At 68.9% G+C, this 17532-nt stretch carries 8 protein-coding genes; 6 read left to right on the forward strand and 2 right to left on the reverse strand.

From position 1 onward, the window contains the following. Positions 1 to 38: 38 nt before the first annotated feature. The 4 genes from NW895_RS39285 (at position 39) to NW895_RS39300 (ending at position 6644) form a co-directional block, all read left to right on the forward strand. Complete coding sequence (locus NW895_RS39285) at positions 39 to 1202, forward strand: hypothetical protein (RefSeq protein ID WP_289941914.1); 1164 nt, start codon at positions 39 to 41, stop codon at positions 1200 to 1202. 192 nt (positions 1203 to 1394) lie between these two features. Beyond that, complete coding sequence (locus NW895_RS39290) at positions 1395 to 2891, forward strand: bifunctional cytidylyltransferase/SDR family oxidoreductase (protein WP_289941915.1); 1497 nt, start codon at positions 1395 to 1397, stop codon at positions 2889 to 2891. Between the two features lie 173 nt (positions 2892 to 3064). After that, a complete protein-coding gene (locus NW895_RS39295) occupies positions 3065 to 5173 on the forward strand; it encodes a hypothetical protein (protein ID WP_289941918.1) in 2109 nt (702 codons plus the stop codon). Positions 5174 to 5420: 247 nt separating this feature from the next. Next, on the forward strand, positions 5421 to 6644 hold the full coding sequence (locus NW895_RS39300; RefSeq protein ID WP_289941919.1) for a glycosyltransferase family 2 protein: 1224 nt from the start codon (positions 5421 to 5423) through the stop codon (positions 6642 to 6644). An 8-nt stretch (positions 6645 to 6652) separates the two neighbouring features. Here the strand turns inward: NW895_RS39300 and NW895_RS39305 are convergent, their stop codons facing one another. Both NW895_RS39305 and NW895_RS39310 read right to left on the reverse strand, forming a co-directional pair. Continuing rightward, complete coding sequence (locus NW895_RS39305; RefSeq protein WP_289942034.1) at positions 6653 to 8653, reverse strand: hypothetical protein; 2001 nt, start codon at positions 8651 to 8653, stop codon at positions 6653 to 6655. Positions 8654 to 8901: 248 nt separating this feature from the next. After that, complete coding sequence (locus NW895_RS39310; protein ID WP_289941920.1) at positions 8902 to 10191, reverse strand: phospholipase D-like domain-containing protein; 1290 nt, start codon at positions 10189 to 10191, stop codon at positions 8902 to 8904. Positions 10192 to 10454: 263 nt separating this feature from the next. Between NW895_RS39310 and NW895_RS39315 the strand changes: the two genes are divergently transcribed. Both NW895_RS39315 and NW895_RS39320 read left to right on the forward strand, forming a co-directional pair. After that, on the forward strand, positions 10455 to 16865 hold the full coding sequence (locus tag NW895_RS39315) for an RHS repeat-associated core domain-containing protein (RefSeq protein WP_289941921.1): 6411 nt from the start codon (positions 10455 to 10457) through the stop codon (positions 16863 to 16865). Positions 16866 to 16948: 83 nt separating this feature from the next. Then, a complete protein-coding gene (locus NW895_RS39320; protein WP_289941923.1) occupies positions 16949 to 17476 on the forward strand; it encodes a hypothetical protein in 528 nt (175 codons plus the stop codon). Positions 17477 to 17532: the final 56 nt, after the last annotated feature.

Below are 17532 nucleotides of genomic sequence, written 5' to 3' on the forward strand. Positions count from 1 at the left end.
AGGTCGTCCTCAGGGACTCCTCTTACCGTCCTCTGACCATGGAGACGGACTGTACGAGTCATGACCTTCCGGTGAACGGCGCGATCGCCCCGCTGCCCGCCGGCACCCGCCTGCTGCACATCGGCCCGCACAAGACGGGCACCACCGCCGTCCAGGGCGCGCTCTTCGCGGCGAAGGAGGCGATGCCCGCGTACGGCGTGGAGTTCCCGGCGCACAGCAGGCACCCCATGGAAGCCGCCCTCGCCGCCTGCGCCCGGCCCCCGATGATGGGCGACCCCGTGCCCACCGGCCGGCACTGGACACGGCTGCTGGAGCAGGTGGGGGCGACCGGGGAGCGCACCTCGGTCGTCAGCAGCGAGTTCTTCGCCGACGCCGGGGACGAGGCGACCGCCGCGCGGATCGTGGAGCAGATCGGCGGCGACCGCGTGCACGTCCTGGTGACGCTGCGCCCGCTGGCGAAGATCATGCCCTCCCAGTGGCAGCAGTACGTGCAGAACGGACTGCGCATGGGCTACGAGGAGTGGCTGGAGCACATGCTCCGCAAGGCCCCGTACGAGAAGCCCACCCCGAGCTTCTGGCGCCGCCACCGGCACGACCGGCTGGTCGAGCGGTGGATGCGGGCGGTCGGCCCCGAGCGCCTCACCGTCGTGGTGGTCGACGACCGCGACCGGGACGGCCTGATGCGCACCTTCGAGGCGCTCCTCGGGCTGCCCGGAAATCTCCTGCGGCCCGTCCCCGACACCGCGAATCGCTCCCTTACCCTCGCCGAGACCGAAATGCTGCGGAATCTTAATCAGCAATTCCGCGGCAATGACCTGCCGGAGGAGCTGTATTCCAGGCTCGTCCGCAACGGCGCGGTGCCGCATATGAAGAACGCGTGCCCTCCGTCGCCCCGCGACGTGAAGATCGGTACTCCCATGTGGGCCGCCGAGGCCGCCGCCGCGATCGGAGCCGAGATGGCCGGGAGGATGCGCGGGATGGGGGTGCGTGTCCTCGGCGACCTCCGACTGCTGTCCGTTATGACGGAATCATCCCCTCGGGGAGAGGTGCGTATCAGTCCCGAAGTTGCCGCACACGCCTTGTACGGAGCGCTGGCCGCGGCCGCCGTTCCCGCCGGATCGCGTACCGTTCACAAGACGCCGTCGAGGGAACTCGTCAAGGTGCTCGGTCACCGCTGCCTCCGGCGACTCGGGTGGCGCTGAGCCCGGTTGTGGAGTTACTCACAGCAATTCCACGGCTGTGGAGCCTCGACGGAACAGTCTCACGAATCACCAGGGGTGCAAGGTGAATGACAGGTTGCGCGCACATATGCGGCGGAGGGCGCTCACCTTGCACTGCGGTAACCACAAGTGGGACCATTTCCAAGTTCCCTGTCGCCCCAAGGTAGGTCACCTGTGTCCCAGCACATAGCCAAGCCCCGTACCACCGCAGTGATCCTGGCCGGTGGCACCGGTCAGCGCGTGGGTCTGTCGATCCCCAAGCAGTTGCTGAAGATCGCCGGCAAGGCAGTCATCGAGCACACCCTGACCACCTTCGAGAAGGCCGACTCCATCGACGACATCATCGTCCTGATGGCGCCGGGCTACGTCCCCGACATCGAGAAGATCGTCGCCAAGGCCGGGTTCCAGAAGGTCAAGAAGGTCATCGAGGGTGGCTCCACCCGGAACGAGACCACCGAGCGCGCCATCGCCGCCCTGGGCGAGGGGCTGGCCGAGGGCGAGGACCTCAACGTCCTGTTCCACGACGCCGTGCGCCCCCTGCTGTCGCAGCGCGTCATCGACGACTGCGTGGCCGCGCTGGAGCGCTACCAGGCCGTCGACGTCGCCATCCCGTCCGCGGACACCATCATCGTGACCCGCACCCACGGCGAGGACGGCGAGTTCATCACCGAGATCCCGGACCGCTCCCGCCTGCGCCGCGGCCAGACCCCGCAGGCCTTCAAGCTGTCCACGATCAAGCGGGCCTACGAGGTCGCGGCCGGCGACCCCAACTTCCAGGCCACCGACGACTGCTCCGTCGTGCTCAAGTACCTGCCGGACGTGCCGATCCACGTCGTCGCGGGCGACGAGTACAACATGAAGGTCACCCAGCCCGTCGACGTCTTCATCGCCGACAAGCTGTTCCAGCTCGCCTCCACCGCCGCGCCCGAGCAGAACGGCGAGGAGGCCTACCGCGAGCTGCTCACCGGCAAGACGGTCGTCGTCTTCGGCGGCTCCTACGGCATCGGCAAGGACATCTCCGAGCTCGCCGAGTCCTACGGCGCCAAGGTGTACGCGCTGGGCCGCTCCACCACCGGCACCCACGTCGAGAACCCGGAGGAGGTCGACGACGCCCTGTCCAAGGCCTACGCCGAGACCGGGCGCATCGACTACGTCGTCAACACCGCGGGCGTGCTGCGCATAGGGAAGCTGGCCGAGACCGACAACGCCACCATCGAGGAGGCGCTGAAGGTCAACTACCTGGCCCCGGTGCAGATCGCGCGCTCCTCCTACAAGTACCTGGCCGAGACCAAGGGCCAGCTGCTGCTGTACACCTCCAGCAGCTACACCCGCGGCCGCGCCGAGTACAGCCTCTACTCCTCCACCAAGGCCGCCATGGTGAACCTCACCCAGGCCCTGTCCGACGAGTGGGCCGGAGACGGCGTCCGCGTCAACTGCATCAACCCCGAGCGCACCGCCACCCCGATGCGCACCAAGGCCTTCGGCCAGGAGCCCGCGGGCAGCCTGCTGTCCTCCGAGGCCGTGGCCCGCACCTCGCTCGACGTGCTGCTGTCCGAGCTGACCGGCCATGTCATCGACGTCCGTCAGCAGGACCCGACGGCCGCCGCCGGCAAGGCCTCCGGCTTCGAGCAGGCGCTGGCCTCGGTGCTGGACCGTCAGGGCGGCATGTAATAATCGGCGGTATTCAGACTTCCGTCTTCTGTAATTCAGGCCTCTGTGATCGCTCGTTCGGCAAGAGTCGATGAGTGTTCGCAGAGGCCTGAATCCATCCGTCGGAAAATTTTCACAAACCCGCAGCAGAGCAGCACCAAACCGGCACTTCCCCTCCAACGAGCAGGTTTTCCGTGATATCCACCGCTATTCGCGTCGCCCGGGTGGGCAGCGCGGCCCAGCTGGCCGCGGCGGCCCTCATGATGCTGGGCTTCCCGGCGCTCATGCTGGCCGCGCTCGTCCCGAGCGTCCCTGCCTTCGCGGCCGCGGCCGCCGTGACGTACCTGGCGGACCACTATCTGCACCGCAAGGGCAGCTACCTGATCAACCGCCTCAGCAAGGTGCGGGCCGGCCTGTCGATCCGGTTCCTGATCCGTCAGCTGCTGCTGATCCTGCTACTGGCCCGCCTCTCCCTCGCGGACAACCTGATCTACTACGGCGCCATCGCCTGCTTCATCGCCTTCTACGGCCTGCAGGCCCCGCACGGCGCGCTGGTCACCCTGATCCGCAACCGCCGCCGTATGCCGGTCGCCACCCGCAACGTCGACCTCGCCTCGCGCATCCGCATCCCGGACGCCCCGCCGCGCCGGCTGCTGCACCGCTCCGCCGAGAAGATGCTGCACCTCGACCTCGCGGCGGTCATCGGCATCCTGGTCGCCGCGGCCGTGAAGTCCTCGCTGCCCGGCTTCGTCGGCATCGGCGTCACGGTGGTCCTGGGCTGCAGTTACGTGCTGGCCCTCATGCCGTACGTCCGCGGCCGGAAGATCCCGCCGAACGCGGAGAAGGTCCTGGCCGCCATCGACGACTGGCTGGGCGAGTACCGGCCGGAGACGGTGCTGTACTTCTCCGGGTCCAAGGACTCCGCGTACCAGGTCAACATGTGGCTGGACACCATGGAGAAGCTGGACTCCAAGCCGCTGATCATCCTGCGTGAGCGGGCCATCCTGAACAACCTGGCGCCCACCACGGTCCCCGTCATCTGCGTGCCCGGAGGGGTGCACCTGATGAACATGGACCTGTCCACCGTGCGCGTCGCGCTGTACGCGGCGAACGTCGGCAAGAACATCCACATGCTGCGGGTGCCGACCATGAAGCACGTCTTCATCGGCCACGGCGACAGCGACAAGCTCGCCAGCGTCAACCCGTTCAGCAAGGTGTACGACGAGGTGTGGACCGCGGGCCGTGCGGGCCGCGACCGCTACGCCATCGCCGACGTCGGCGTCCGCGACGACGACATCGTGGAAGTCGGCCGCCCGCAGCTGGCGCCGATCCAGCCCTGGCAGGGCGTGCCCGAGGGCCGTATCCCCACGGTCCTGTACGCCCCGACCTGGGAGGGCTGGGACGACAACCCCGGCAACACCTCGATCCTGCTCGCCGGCGAGAACATCGTGCGGAAGCTGGTCACGGCCGACCCGCCGGTCCGTGTCCTGTACAAGCCGCACCCCTTCACCGGCACCCGCAGCAAGGACGCCAAGGCCGCCCACCAGCGGATCACCGCCCTCGTCAGGCAGGCCACCGCCGAGCGCGCCGCCGACTCCCGGTTCCAGGCCGACACCGCCGCCGAGCAGCAGGCCAAGGCCGAGCTGGCCCGTATCGAGGCGCGGATCGCCCAGCTCGTCGGCACCGGCGACAAGGGCCGCGACGAGGCCGAGGCGACCCGCGACGGCCTGGTCGACGCAAAGAAGCACGAGGAGATCGCCCGGCTGCGCGCCGAGTGGAACGACGCCTACTGGCGTGCCTTCCCGACCTGGGAGCACCGGGTCATCACGGGCGCCGAACCGCGTCTGTACGACTGCTTCAACGTCTCCGACGCGATGGTCTCCGACATCTCCAGCGTCGTCTCCGACTTCATCGCGAGCGGCAAGCCGTACGCGGTCACGGACTCCGCGGAGCTGGGCGCCGAGGAGTTCAAGCGGCAGAACACGGCGGTGCGCGCCGCGGTGATCCTCACCAACAGCGCGGCCGAGCTGGGCGAGCTGCTCGCCGCGGTCCGTGACCCCGCCGCGGACCCGCTGGCCGAGGACCGCAAGGAGCTGAAGCGGTACCTGCTCGGCCCGGACGAGCCGCCCTCCATCGAGCAGTTCAACAGCGCGGTCGCGAACCTCGCGCTGAAGGCCGAGACGCGCAACCTCGGCCAGGAGTCCCGGATCACCGCCGGCGGCCCGGACGTCGAGCTGGCGGACGCGCTGCCCGGGCAGCGCACGTCGGCGGCCGGCGACACGGACGGCGTGTCCGCGGGCTGACACCCCGCCCCACCCGCGAAAAGGGCTCGGTCCCCGAGGAACGTTCCTCGGGGACCGAGCCCTTTTCGCGCCCTCGCCGTATTCACGGGTGCTCTTGTCGATGCCGCCTCCGACGGGACCTGTCGGTTTCCCGTGTGAGGTGGGTCACCAAATCACATGTTTGAGGCAACCGCTTCCCATGGACACCCGTCTACCTGAGTAGCGAATGAGGGGATACGGGGGAAATGTACCGTGACTAGGGGGAAGAGTGATCGTGACGCAGCCTGATGTGACGGTGATCATCGGGGCGTACGAAGCAATGCCGTACCTGGTCGAGTGCCTGGCATCGGTCGAGGCGCAGACCATCGACCCGGAGCGCATCGAGGTCATCGCGGTCGACGACGGCTCGACGGACGGCACGGGGGAGTACCTGGAGCAGTTCGCCGAGCGCGCGCCCATGCCGGTGACCGTGATCCGGCAGGAGAACTCCGGCGGCCCCAGCGGGCCCCGCAACGTCGGCCTGGGGAAGGCCGCCGGGCGGTACGTCTTCTTCCTCGACGCCGACGACCGGCTGGGCCCTCAGGCGCTGGAGCGGATGGTCGCGATGGCCGACCGCGCCGGCACCGACGTCGTCCTCGGCAGGGTCGAGGGCGTCAACCGCTCCGCGCCCAAGTCGATGTGGGGCAGCACGGTGGAGCGCACCGACGTCTTCTCCTCCAACATCAAGTTCACGCTCAGCGCCCAGAAGCTCTTCCGCCGCGAACTGCTGACCCGTCATGGCATGCACTTCGACGAGTCGTTGTTCACCGGTGAGGACGCGCTGTTCACGATGGAGGCGTATCTGCGGGCGAACGGCGTCTCCGTGGTCGCCGACTACACCTGCTATTACCTGGTGGGCCGCGACGACGGCAAGCACGTGACGAAGAGCGGGAACTACACCCTGCGCTTCGACTCGGCGCGGGCCCTGATGCAGCTGATCGCCGAGCACGTACCGGCCGGGGACCGACGCGACCTGCTCATGGTCCGCCCCTTCACCGTCACGCTGCTGCCGCAGTTCGGCCCCAGGTACCTCAAGGACAGCGAGAAGGTCCGGCGGCACAAGCTCGAACTGGCGAAGCCGCTGATGGACGCCTACTGGACCGCAGGCGTCGCCCGCCGCCTGAAGGTCAACGAGCGGCTCCGTCTGCACCTGGTGGCCGAGCAGCGCCCCGACCTCCTGAAGGACGTCGTGGAGTTCGTCAAGGCCAAGAAGCAGGCGGCCGCCCTCCTGGAGAAGAACGGCCGCCGCCTCTACCTCGCCTACCCGCACTTCCGCGACGCCGAGGCGGGGATACCCGACGCCGTCTACCTCGCCGGGCCGCGGGAGGCTCGTGCCTTCCCGGGATACCGGGAAGGCGGTGCCGAATCCTTCCTGCGGCGGGCGGTGCGCAAGGCCCGGCGGATGATGAACTCCCGCGGGGCCGCGCCGGGCGGGCGTGCCGCTGCCGCGTAAGCGTCACCTCACCTTTCGGATACGGCAGCCCTCGGCTCCCCCTCCCGCTGCGCCGGGATCTCCGACCGCAACCGCATGGCCGCCCGGGCCTGGTGATCCTGCGCCGCCCGGCACAGGGCGCGGACCGCTTCGGCGAAGCGGACCGTGGACGGCGGCTCCGCCGGCCCCAGCAGGCGCAGCTTCAGCTCGGCGCGGGCCTCGGCGAGGTCGTCCTTCTCCGGGTGGCGGACCGCGTCCAGCAGAGCCGGCACCCCGGCCGCGTCCGGTGACAGCACCGTCGCCGCCGCGACCGTCGGGAACGCCGCACGGAACGCGGGCTCCGGCAGGCCGCTGGTGTTCGCCACCGCGTACGGCTTCTCGCTCGCCAGGAAGTCGCTGATCACGCTCGACACGTCACTGATCAGCAGATCCGCCTTGTTGAAGCAGGCGTACAGCGCGGGCCGGGCGTCCGTGACGACCTGGTGCTCCCACTCCGGCAGCGAGGCCCAGTACGCCTCCTCCCAGGCTTCCGTCGCCCGCGCCACCGCCTCGGCCCGCCCGGGCTCGGGCGTCGACTGCAGCAGCATCCGCTCGACCTGGTCGGCACCGGCCCGGAAGTCGGCGATGGTGAGCCGGTCCAGCTCCCGTGTGCGCACGGCGAGTTCGGCCGCCGCGGAGGGGTCCGGACGCGGCCCCGTCCGCTCCCGGTTCGCCGCCCGGATCAGCTCCCGGATGCGCAGGTCGGCCGCTCCCGCCCGCGGGTCCACCGACCCCGTCAGCGGATGCGGCTTGTACAGCAGCCGGACGCCGGGGTCGGCGAGCAGGGCCCGTACGAGGTTCTCACCGGCCGCGATCACCGAGGTGTTGCCGGGGTTGCCGTCCCAGCCCTCCCAGGTCGGCGCGTACAGAACCGTGGCGTACGGGCCGGTGGGCGGGCCCGCGTACGGTCGTACGGAGTCCAGCTGCGGGCGGCCGATCTCCACGACGTCCTTGTCCTCGACGCCGACCTCGGCCAGCGCGTACCGCTCGCGCGCCGCCGGTCCGGCCACCCACACCTCGTCGTAGGCCTTCGCGTACGGGTTGCAGGAGGACAGCTTGTCGCTCTCCCCGTGGTTGACGAAGGTGTGCTTGATCGTGGGGATGCGCAGGACCTGGGAGGTCTTGCCGGAGTTCGAGGGGTGGATGAGGACCTGGAGCGTGGAGTGCTCCAGGCGCATCAGCGTGGACACCTTCGGCAGGCAGATGATCGGGATGTCGGTCGCCGCGATCTTCTGCACCATGAACCGCTCGCGCAGCACGATGACCGGCCGCCCGTCCAGCTGGGCGAGGGGCTCCAGCCACATGTTCGCCTGGTACGCCGAGGAGGCGCCGCCGGAGAAGTACAGGCCGACGGTGGGCCGGTACGCGGCCAGCCACGCGTCGAACCAGTCCAGCACCTCCTGCTCGCCCGCGGGGCGGCGGCCGGGCAGCAGCCTCAGCAGCAGTGCGCCGAGGCCGGTGAGACCCAGCCCGAGGGAGAGGGCGAGGCCGAGGGCGCCGTACCGCGGTGCGTCGCTCACCGCCGTCGCCAGCAGCCCGGCCGTCGCCGGCATGCCGAACACCAGCAGCCGGGGGCCGGGGCGGCGCAGCAGTGCGGGCGGGGCCGGGGTGAGGCGGAGCGCTGAGGCGTCGATGTTCCGGGTCACCACCGGCAGGGTGCGGGTGCGGCGGACCAGGAGGGAGGCCGCCTGGATCACGCAGTGCAGCGCGTAGAAGGCGAGCAGGCCGGCCACGAGCGGCGCGTACGCCGTCTCCCGGTCCTGCTCGCCGAGCCGCAGCAGCCCGACCACGAGCAGCAGGTCACGCAGGACGTGCCGCACGGTGAGGTCCGCGTGGGACTTGGCGAACAGCGGCACCATGCCGCGCTGCCACCGGTGCAGCACCGCCTCGGCGGCCAGGGAACCGGCGGTCGCGGCGAGCAGCAGCGGCACATGCGGCAGGAGCGCCGCGACGGTCTGCCCGGCGAAGGCGGTCGCGAAGAGGCCCGGCACCAGCGCGCGTGCCCCGGCGTGGCAGAGGGGGTGCCGCGCCGGGGCCGGCTGCCCGGCGGTCGTGGGCCGCCGGGGCCGGAGCCGTGCCGTGAAGCGGCGTTGGGGGAGGGATACAGGCACTGCGGTCACTCCAAGGTCGGCGCAGGACGTCGTGCGTCCGGGTTAACGCGCGCCGACCACCGGACGACACGCGCGTGACCGGGAGCCGTGGAGTGGCCGCGGGTACCAGGGATCTCACGGCCGGGACGTCACGGTGTGGGCACCGTGTCCTCGGGGGTGCTCGTGATGCCCTTGCAGGCGTTGGTGTTGTCGGACGTACCGGGCACCGCTGCCGCCTTCACCGCGGTGAAGTTGGTGACGTACGCGTCGTGGGCGGTGTCACTGTCCACCTTCAGCAGCGCCTCGTCGTTCTTGGTGAGGGCGGGGCCGGTGTAGTTGTGGCTGCCGGTCCACAGGACCTTCTGGCCGGTCACGCCGTCGTACTTGCCCTCGATCAGCAGGTACTTGGAGTGGACGATGCGCGCGGCGGTGCCGGGGTCGCCGTCGTCGTCCCAGTTGTAGCAGCGCAGGGTCGGGCCGCCGGAGGTGTGCAGGGTCTCCCATGTGCCGCTGGAGGAGCCGCTGTCGGTCTGCGCGTACACGATGTCGACGGAGCAGCCGGCCTTCTTCAGATCGACCAGTTTCTGGGCCACAGCCAGCCGCGTGAGCTTGAACATCGCCACCCGCACCTTGGTGCTCTTGCTGACGCCGCTCTCGGTGTAGGTGCAGGTGACGTTGTCGAGGACACCGGTGATGGTGTCGCCCGGCGACGGGTCGCTCGCGGGGCGCGGGAAGAAGTACGCCTTGTACGGGCTGCTGGTGGTGTAGCTGTACTGCCAGCTGTCCCAGTCCTTGCCCACCAGCTTGCCGAAGTACGTGCTGTACGCGGAGTAGATCGTCGCGTTGTTGGTGACCACGTACGCGTCGTTCCAGAACCTGCTGTAGCTGGACGGCGTCATGTTCGACGAGGTCTGCACCACGACGTTGTACGCCCCGTCGAGCTGGGAGAACAGCCAGAACTTGTTGTGGTTGATGGACGCGCCGAGGGAGGGGTCGCCCAGACAGGATTTGCCCACGGGGCACAGTCCGACGAAGGAGCTCCGGGTGGTGTCCGTACCGAGCGCGGCCGTCAGCATGCCGTAGGTGGGGTCGCCGGGATTGTCGCTGACGTCGCTCTCGTCGAGCATCAGCTGGATGTCGACGCCGCGGGCGCGGGCGTCCACGAGGGCTTGGGCCACCTCGGTGTCCCAGAAGTGGTAGACCGAGGCCTTGATGGAGGAACCCGCCGGTGACTGGCCTATGTAGTCCAGCAGTTGGGTGCGTATCGCCTGCTGCTCGGCCACTGTGCCGGTCGGCTTGTTGAAGACCGGGCCGGCGGTGACGGCGGCGGACGCGCTGCCCGCCAGGCCGAGTTGCAGCCCCGCGGTGAGCGTGAGCGCTGCGGCGACGGTGGTGACGGCGGCGGGATGACTGGATCTGTACCGCAGCGTGCGACGCATGGGACCCCCCTGGCGAAAATATGAGCCACTGCCTGTTGATGCTTGGCGTCCGGATCGTGCCAGAGAAAGGGCATGCCTGACCAGAAGGGATCGTTTAGGTTTCCAATACGTCCCATTTGTTGATCTAGTCGGCGCGATTCACCCATGGCTACACTCCGGCCACTCGTATGGAATCAGCCAGTCATGTGCCCGTTGCTTCCCGCAGGCTCATGATCATTTAGGCGGGGGTGGGGTCCATGAAGCCTGGTCGCCGAAGACTTTCCATGGTGCTCGTGAAGGCGCTGCTGGCCACATCGCTGGCCGCGTTGTCCCTGGCGCCGACGGCAGCGCTCGCCCTGCCGACGGGCAAGCGGCCGGACGTACCGGCCAGACCGCTCGGCGCGTCCGTGCCGCAGCGGGTCGAGAAGGGGATGACGAAGACGCCGAAGGTGGTCTGGCCGAGCGCCGGAAAGGCCACCGTGGACGTACCGGCCGCGGATTCCGCGCCCAGGGCCGCGAAGCCCTCGGGCGCCAAGTCCGCGGCCGTCTCCGTCCGGGCCGCCAAGAGCTCGGTCCGCTCCCTGGCCGTCGGCGGGCCCGGCCGGGTCTCGGTCGAGGTGCTGGACCGCGACAAGGTGAAGCCGTTCGGCGGCGTCGGCCTCGGCCTGCGGGTACGCCGCGCCGACGGCTCGATCACCGCCGGACCCGTCGACGTCCGCATCGACTACTCGGGCTTCGCCCACGCCTACGGCGGCGACTTCGCCGACCGCCTCCAGCTGATGCGGCTGCCCGCCTGTGCCGCGACCACGCCCGACGAGCCGTCCTGCCGTCAGGGCACGGTGGTCGACTCGCGTAACGACACCGGGCAGCAGACGCTGACCGCAACGGTCGACGCGGCACCGGACAGCGGCGCCTCGATGCTCGCCGCCGAAGCCGTCACCTACGCGCTGACCAGCGGTTCCTCCTCCGACAAGGGCGACTACCGGGCCACGCCGACCAACCAGTCCGGCAAGTGGAACGTCTCACTCGGCTCCGGTGCCTTCACCTACAGCGTCCCGATCGAGGTACCCAAGCCGCCCGTGGGCTCGGCGCCGGAGCTGGCGCTGAACTACAACTCCCAGTCCATCGACGGCCGCACGTCCGCCTCCAACAACCAGGCCTCCTGGGTCGGCATGGGCTGGGACCTCAACGTCGGCTACATCGAGCGCAAGTACAAGAACTGCATCGACGACGGCCACGGCCCCGACCAGGGACAGCAGTGGGGCGACCTGTGCTGGGACTCGCCCAACTCCACCGACGACCCCAACGGCGCCGTCTACCAGATCACCCTCGGCGGTGAGAGCTCCGAGCTGATCCAGGACGGCACCGGCACCGGCTCCTTCCACATGAAGGACGACAAGGGCTGGAAGATCCAGCACCTCAAGGGCAGCCCCAACAACCCGGACAACACCGACGAGTTCTGGGTCATCACCAAGCAGGACGGCACCCGCTACTACTTCGGCTGGGGCCGCTCCGAGCGCGACACCAGCCTGGCCACGCACTCGGTGCTCAGCGTCCCCGTGATCGGCGACGACGCCGGCGAGCCCTGCTACGACGGGGGCCAGCCGACGTACTGCAACCAGGCCTGGAAGTGGAACCTCGACCGCGTCGTGGACCCCAACGAGGTGGAGACCTCGTACTTCTACGACAAGGAGAAGAACTACTACCGCTCGGTCGCCGGCGCCGACAAGGCCCGCCCCTACGACGCCAGTTCCTACCTGACCCGCATCGAGTACGGCTGGTCCTCGCAGATCGCCGGCGCCCAGCTGCCCGCCCGGGTCGTCTTCCAGCACCTCAACCGCTGCAAGGAGCGTCTGGTCGAGCCGAACCCGCTGGACAACACCGCCGCGAGCTGCCCGACCATCGACTCCTCGCCGGACTCCTACCCGGACGTCCCGACGGACCTCATCTGCGACGGCTCCTCGGACGACTACGCCTGCGCCGGCAAGACGTACTACCCGACCTTCTTCCAGCGTGACCTGCTCTGGGACATCACGACCCAGGTCAGGGACAACGACGCCGCCTCCTGGGACACCGTCATGCAGTACCAGATGCGGTACGCGATGGTGAACCCGGAGGGCGAGGTCGGCGGCCAGCTCTGGCTGGACTACATCCAGCGCCGCGGCTACTCCGGCGGCGACATCACGCTGCCCGCCATCAACTTCGACGGCGGCTGGCAGGACAACCTCGTCGGCACCGGCACCCTCAACTTCCGCCGGGTCGAGCAGGTCGTCACCGACACGGGCTCGACGATCGACGTGACGTACGGCCACGCCACGGACGAGAACGGCACGGTCAGCCGCCAGTGCGACGAGAACAGCCCGCCGTCCTCGCAGTCGGGGAACGACTTCGAGTGCTTCTGGCAGAAATGGACGCCCGAGGGCGAGACCACGGCACGCACCGGCTGGTTCAAGAAGTTCGTCGTCACCCAGGTCAAGGTCGACCCGGGCACGTACGACGAAGGCGACCCCGCCATGACCACGACGTACGAGTACGACGGCACACCGGGCTGGGCGTTCACCGCGAACCCGCTGGTGAAGGACGAGGACGAGACCTGGTCCGAGTGGCGCGGCTACGGCAAGGTCCTGGTGACCACCGGCGCCGGCACCAACCTCCACTCGACCTACCACTGGCTCTACCGCGGCCTCGACGGCGACCGCACCTCCAAGACCGACCCGTCCCAGACCCGTTCGGTGAGCGTCACCGACTCCGAGGGCACCACCTGGACGGACTCCGCCTGGCTGGCCGGACAGGTCCTGGAGACCTCCACACGCGACGACAACGGCAAGTCGCAGAAGCGCGAGTGGCACGAGTACTGGGTGCACAACACCGCGCAGTACGTCGGCCTCCCCGACGCCCGCTTCGTGCGGGAGAAGAAGCTCCGCACGCTGGAGAAGGCCTATGACTCCAGCGACTCGGACCCGTCCACGTGGCGCGAGCACATCATCGAGACCGAGTACGACGACAACGAGGCCGCCTCCACCACCTTCGGCCTGCCGATGCGGGTGGACGACTGGGGCGAGAGCAACGTCTCGGACAACCACTGCACCGAGTACGGCCGCGCCTACAACACCTCCGACATGCCCGACGACAGCACCGGCACCATCCGCTGGATGGTGTACCAGGACGACGAACGGCACTACAACGCCGGCTGCACCACCGTCCAGAGCGACGAGACGGCCGGCACGCCCTACGCCCACCTGGACCGCCGCACGGCCACCTACTACGACGGCGCCACCACCTGGGACGGCAACAACACCGCCCTGGTGGACGGCAACGCCACCGAGGTGCGCGTCTACACGGACGCGGATGTGGCGAACGCGCGGGTGACGAAGGCGAACTTCGACGACGCCGGTCGCGTCGTGAAGACGTACGACGGGAAGAACAACGCGACCACGACCGCCTACAACCCGGCCACGTCCTGGCCCGTCAACGGCATCGTCACCACCACCCCGGACCCGGACGGCACCGGCCCCGGCACCCCGCTGACCTCCACCCAGTACTTCTCCCGCTTCTGGGGCCAGGCCTGGAAGACGGTCGACGCCAACGGCAACACCACCCAGGTCGTCTACGACGGCGTCGGCCGCGTCTCGAAGGTCTTCAAGCCGACCGAGTCCGCCAACTACCCCGACGGCACCGCGTCGATGACCTTCGCCTACCTGCTGCCGATGCAGAGCGCCACGGCGTCCATCCCCTACCAGGCCACGGGCGCACCACTGAAGGCCACGACGAAGGTGCTGCAGAGCGGGACGACGTACGCGAGCTCGTACGGCTGGGCCGACGGACTGGGACGGACCCTGGAACTTCAGGTTCCGGCGCCGTCGGGCACCGGGATGACGGTCGCCGTCACCCGTTACGACTCCTCAGGGAACGTGGCGGGCACCTCGCAGGAGTTCTACAACTCCTCGGCGGCCGGCTCCAAGGTCGTCAACCCGCTGGTCTCCGCCATCCCGTCCTACACGGACTACGAGGTGGACTGGGCCGGGCGCACCACGCTGACCCAGTACCAGGTCAACGGCACCCCGCAGGCGGCGGGCAAGGTCACCACCAGCTACAGCGGGGTGGACCTGGCCACGGTTACTCCGGCGGTCGGCCAGCCCGTCGAGACCTACACCGATGTGTACGGGCAGACGGTCAAGGTCGTGGAGCACGTGGGCGCACAGTCGAACGCCACGACGTACGAGTACACGCGCAGTGGATACCTGAAGTACATCCACGACGCGAACGGCAACAGCACCCACTACACGTACAACTTCGCGGGTGACCGCCTGACCACGGAGGACCCCGATTCGGGGGTCAGCAGCACCACGTACGACGCGAACGGCGACGCGGCCACCACCAAGGACGCCAACAACGCGGTGCTGACCTACGCCTACGACGCGCTCCGACGGCCCACCACCATCTCGCAGGGCACCACGGTGCTCAGCAGGACGACGTACGACAACGACAACGGCACAGCCGTCACCGGGGCCAAGGGTCTTGCCACGTCGACGACGTCGTACGACACGGCGGGCAACGCCTACACCAGCAAGATCACCGGCTACGACAAGCGCGGCAGGGTCACGGCGAAGAGCGTGATCATCCCGAACGCCGGTGACGGTGCCGGGCTGAACGGCACCTACATCTTCAAGTACGGCTACGACCTGGCCGACCACGCCACCTCGGTGGAGTACCCGGCCATCGGCGGACTGCCCGCCGAGACGGTCACCACCGCCTACTCCGGCCAGGGCCGCCTGACGAAGGTGTCCAGCGGCCTCGGCACCTATCTCGACAACGTCGGCTACGACGACTACGGCCGGGTCGTCTCCCGTTCGCTCGGCGTCTCCGGCACCAACACGAGCATGACCCGGACCCTCACCTACGACGACGCCAACGGCACGGGCTGGCTGAAGAACATCACCACCAGCACGCTGACGAGCGGCACCGCGACGAAGGTCCAGGACGACACCTACACCCGCAACAACAACGGCGACATCACCGCGCTGCGCGAGAACGTCACGGGCCAGCAGCAGTGCTTCACCTACGACGACCTGAGGAGACTCACCGGCGCCTGGACCCAGGCGTCCACGACCTGCACCACCAGCCCGGCCTCGGACTTCGCCGGACCGGAGCCGTACCAGCAGCAGTACACCTACGACAAGATGGGCAACCTGCAGTCGCTGACGGAGAAGACCTCCTCGTCGTCCGCCGTGGTCGCCCACGACTACCACTACCCGGGCTACAGCGCCGATGAGTCCACCTACACCCCGGACACCGCCCGCCCGCACGCGGTCACCAGCGTGGTCACCGGTTCGAGCACCGACAGCTACGGCTATGACAACGCGGGGCAACTGACGTCCCGCACTGTGAACGGCGTCTCCTCCACGCTCGCCTGGTCGCCGCTGCACCGGGTCGCCTCGGTGAAGACCGGCAGCAACACCACGACGTACGTCTACGACACGGGAGGCAACGTGCTGCTGCGCAACGCCCCCACGGAGAAGGTGCTCTACGTCGACGGCCACGAGATCCACAAGGCGGGCAGCGCCGCCGCCCAGGCGAGCCGCTACTACACGGCCGCCGGCACCAGCCTCGCGGTGCGCACGGCCGACAGCAGCACCAACGGCAAGCTGACCTGGCTGCTCGGCGACGGCCAGGCCTCGACCCAGCTCATGGTCACGGCCGTGGGCGGCGTGGTCACCCGGCGCCGCTACACACCGTTCGGCAAGCAGCGGGGCACCACGGCGAACCTGCCGGCCACGGTGGACCGCGGCTTCGTCGGACAGCCGGAGGACGACTCCACCGGCCTGTCGATCCTGGGCGCGCGCATGTACGACCCGAGCCTGGCACGCTTCCTCAGCCCGGACGCGGTCAACAAGCCCTACTCCCCACAGGAGATCAACGCCTACAGCTACTCGATCAACAACCCGGTCGCCTACAGCGACCCGAACGGCTACGAGCCGCACACCGGCGACCCCTGCCTCTACTCGCTGCGGGACTGCCCGAGGTCCGTCCAGGATTCGGTCGGCTACAACCGGAAGACCGGGAAGGTCGACTACACCAGAGGCACGACGGTCGGCGACGGCTCGATCGTGGCCATCAACGACGGTGCCACGGCGCAGAAACGCACCAAGATCAAGAAGGAGGTCTACAACTGGCTCAAGCAGGACCTCGGTTACCGCGGCAGTCCGTACATGACCCAGGGCGAAGCGAAGGCCTGGATCGACGCCATGAGCACGGACAAGGACTTGAAGGACCTACGAGAAGCCGCCGGGTCGTTCTACGGGTGCTTCACGAACAAGGTGCACGGCAGCAAGGGCTGCATGAAGGACGTGAAGGACAAGTACAAGGACAAGCTGGAGAAGGAGAGCGGCTGGGACAAGTTCTGGGGCAAGGCCAAGGAACTGGTAGGCCCTCTGGTCGGCGTAGCCTTCGGCGTCGGGTGCACCTTCCTCTCCGGAGGGATGGCCATCGCGGGATGCTTGGTCGTCGGCTCGATGATCTCAGGAGCCGTCAGTTACGGTCTGTCCGACGAGGAGAACAAGACGCTCGGTGGCTATGCCTGGGCGGCCGGCTCGGCGGGCCTGATCACAGTGGCAACCTTCGGCATGGAGAGGTACGCCGCGCCGATCAGGACGCGGTTCTTCAGCAACAACGACCTTTGGCGTATGGCCAGGTAACAGGTGCTGTCTTGCAGCCGGTGTCCGGGCGGTCGACGGTCGGTCGCCCGGACACCGGCACGGAACAGAGGAGGGAGTGGCACGTGGACGCGCTGAAGCGGGCGTTCCTGAAGTTCGACCGGCGTTTCGGCGGGACCGAGCCGCCCCCCAGGGCACAGGTGTTCCTGGCCCGCCACCCGGTGGGCACCGGCGTGGTCCTCGGCGTCGTGAACGGAATGCTGCTCGCCTGGGTTCTGTCCGCCTTCGACGATCCAGGACGCATGCTCCAGGCGGTGCTGTGGGGACTGGGCGTGGGGCTGTTCTTCTGGCTTCTGTGCCGCGTCGAACGCTGGCGGCAGGCACACTATGAGCGGACGGACGGGTTCCGGCCGACTCCCGCCGCACCTCCCGTACCGGAACAGGACCGGCCGCCCGTGTGGTTCGAGGGCGTGCACTGGCTCTGCCTCTGGGGGGCGCTCACGGTGCTGCTGTGGCTGGCGGGCCGGCTGAAGGACCCGCCGAACGACTGGCCGACGAGCGCGATCCTCGCCGGGGTCGCCGTCATCGGAAGCTGGGGCGCCCGGCTGCTCAAGGAGCGCAGGCGCCGCCGACCGCCGGGCGGCCGGAGCTGAACGACGGAAAACGCCTGTCCCTCGCCTTGGACGGCAGGGAGCAGGCGTTTTCCCTT

Source organism: Streptomyces sp. S.PNR 29, assembly GCF_030386795.1.
Classification (GTDB): domain Bacteria; phylum Actinomycetota; class Actinomycetes; order Streptomycetales; family Streptomycetaceae; genus Streptomyces.

Excerpts from the sequence above, each read along its gene's own strand:
- NW895_RS39315 (WP_289941921.1), top strand. The coding sequence starts at position 10,455 with ATGGTGCTCGTGAAGGCGCTGCTGGCCACATCGCTGGCCGCGTTGTCC.
- NW895_RS39310 (WP_289941920.1), bottom strand. The coding sequence starts at position 10,191 with ATGCGTCGCACGCTGCGGTACAGATCCAGTCATCCCGCCGCCGTCACC.
- NW895_RS39285 (WP_289941914.1), top strand. The coding sequence starts at position 39 with ATGGAGACGGACTGTACGAGTCATGACCTTCCGGTGAACGGCGCGATC.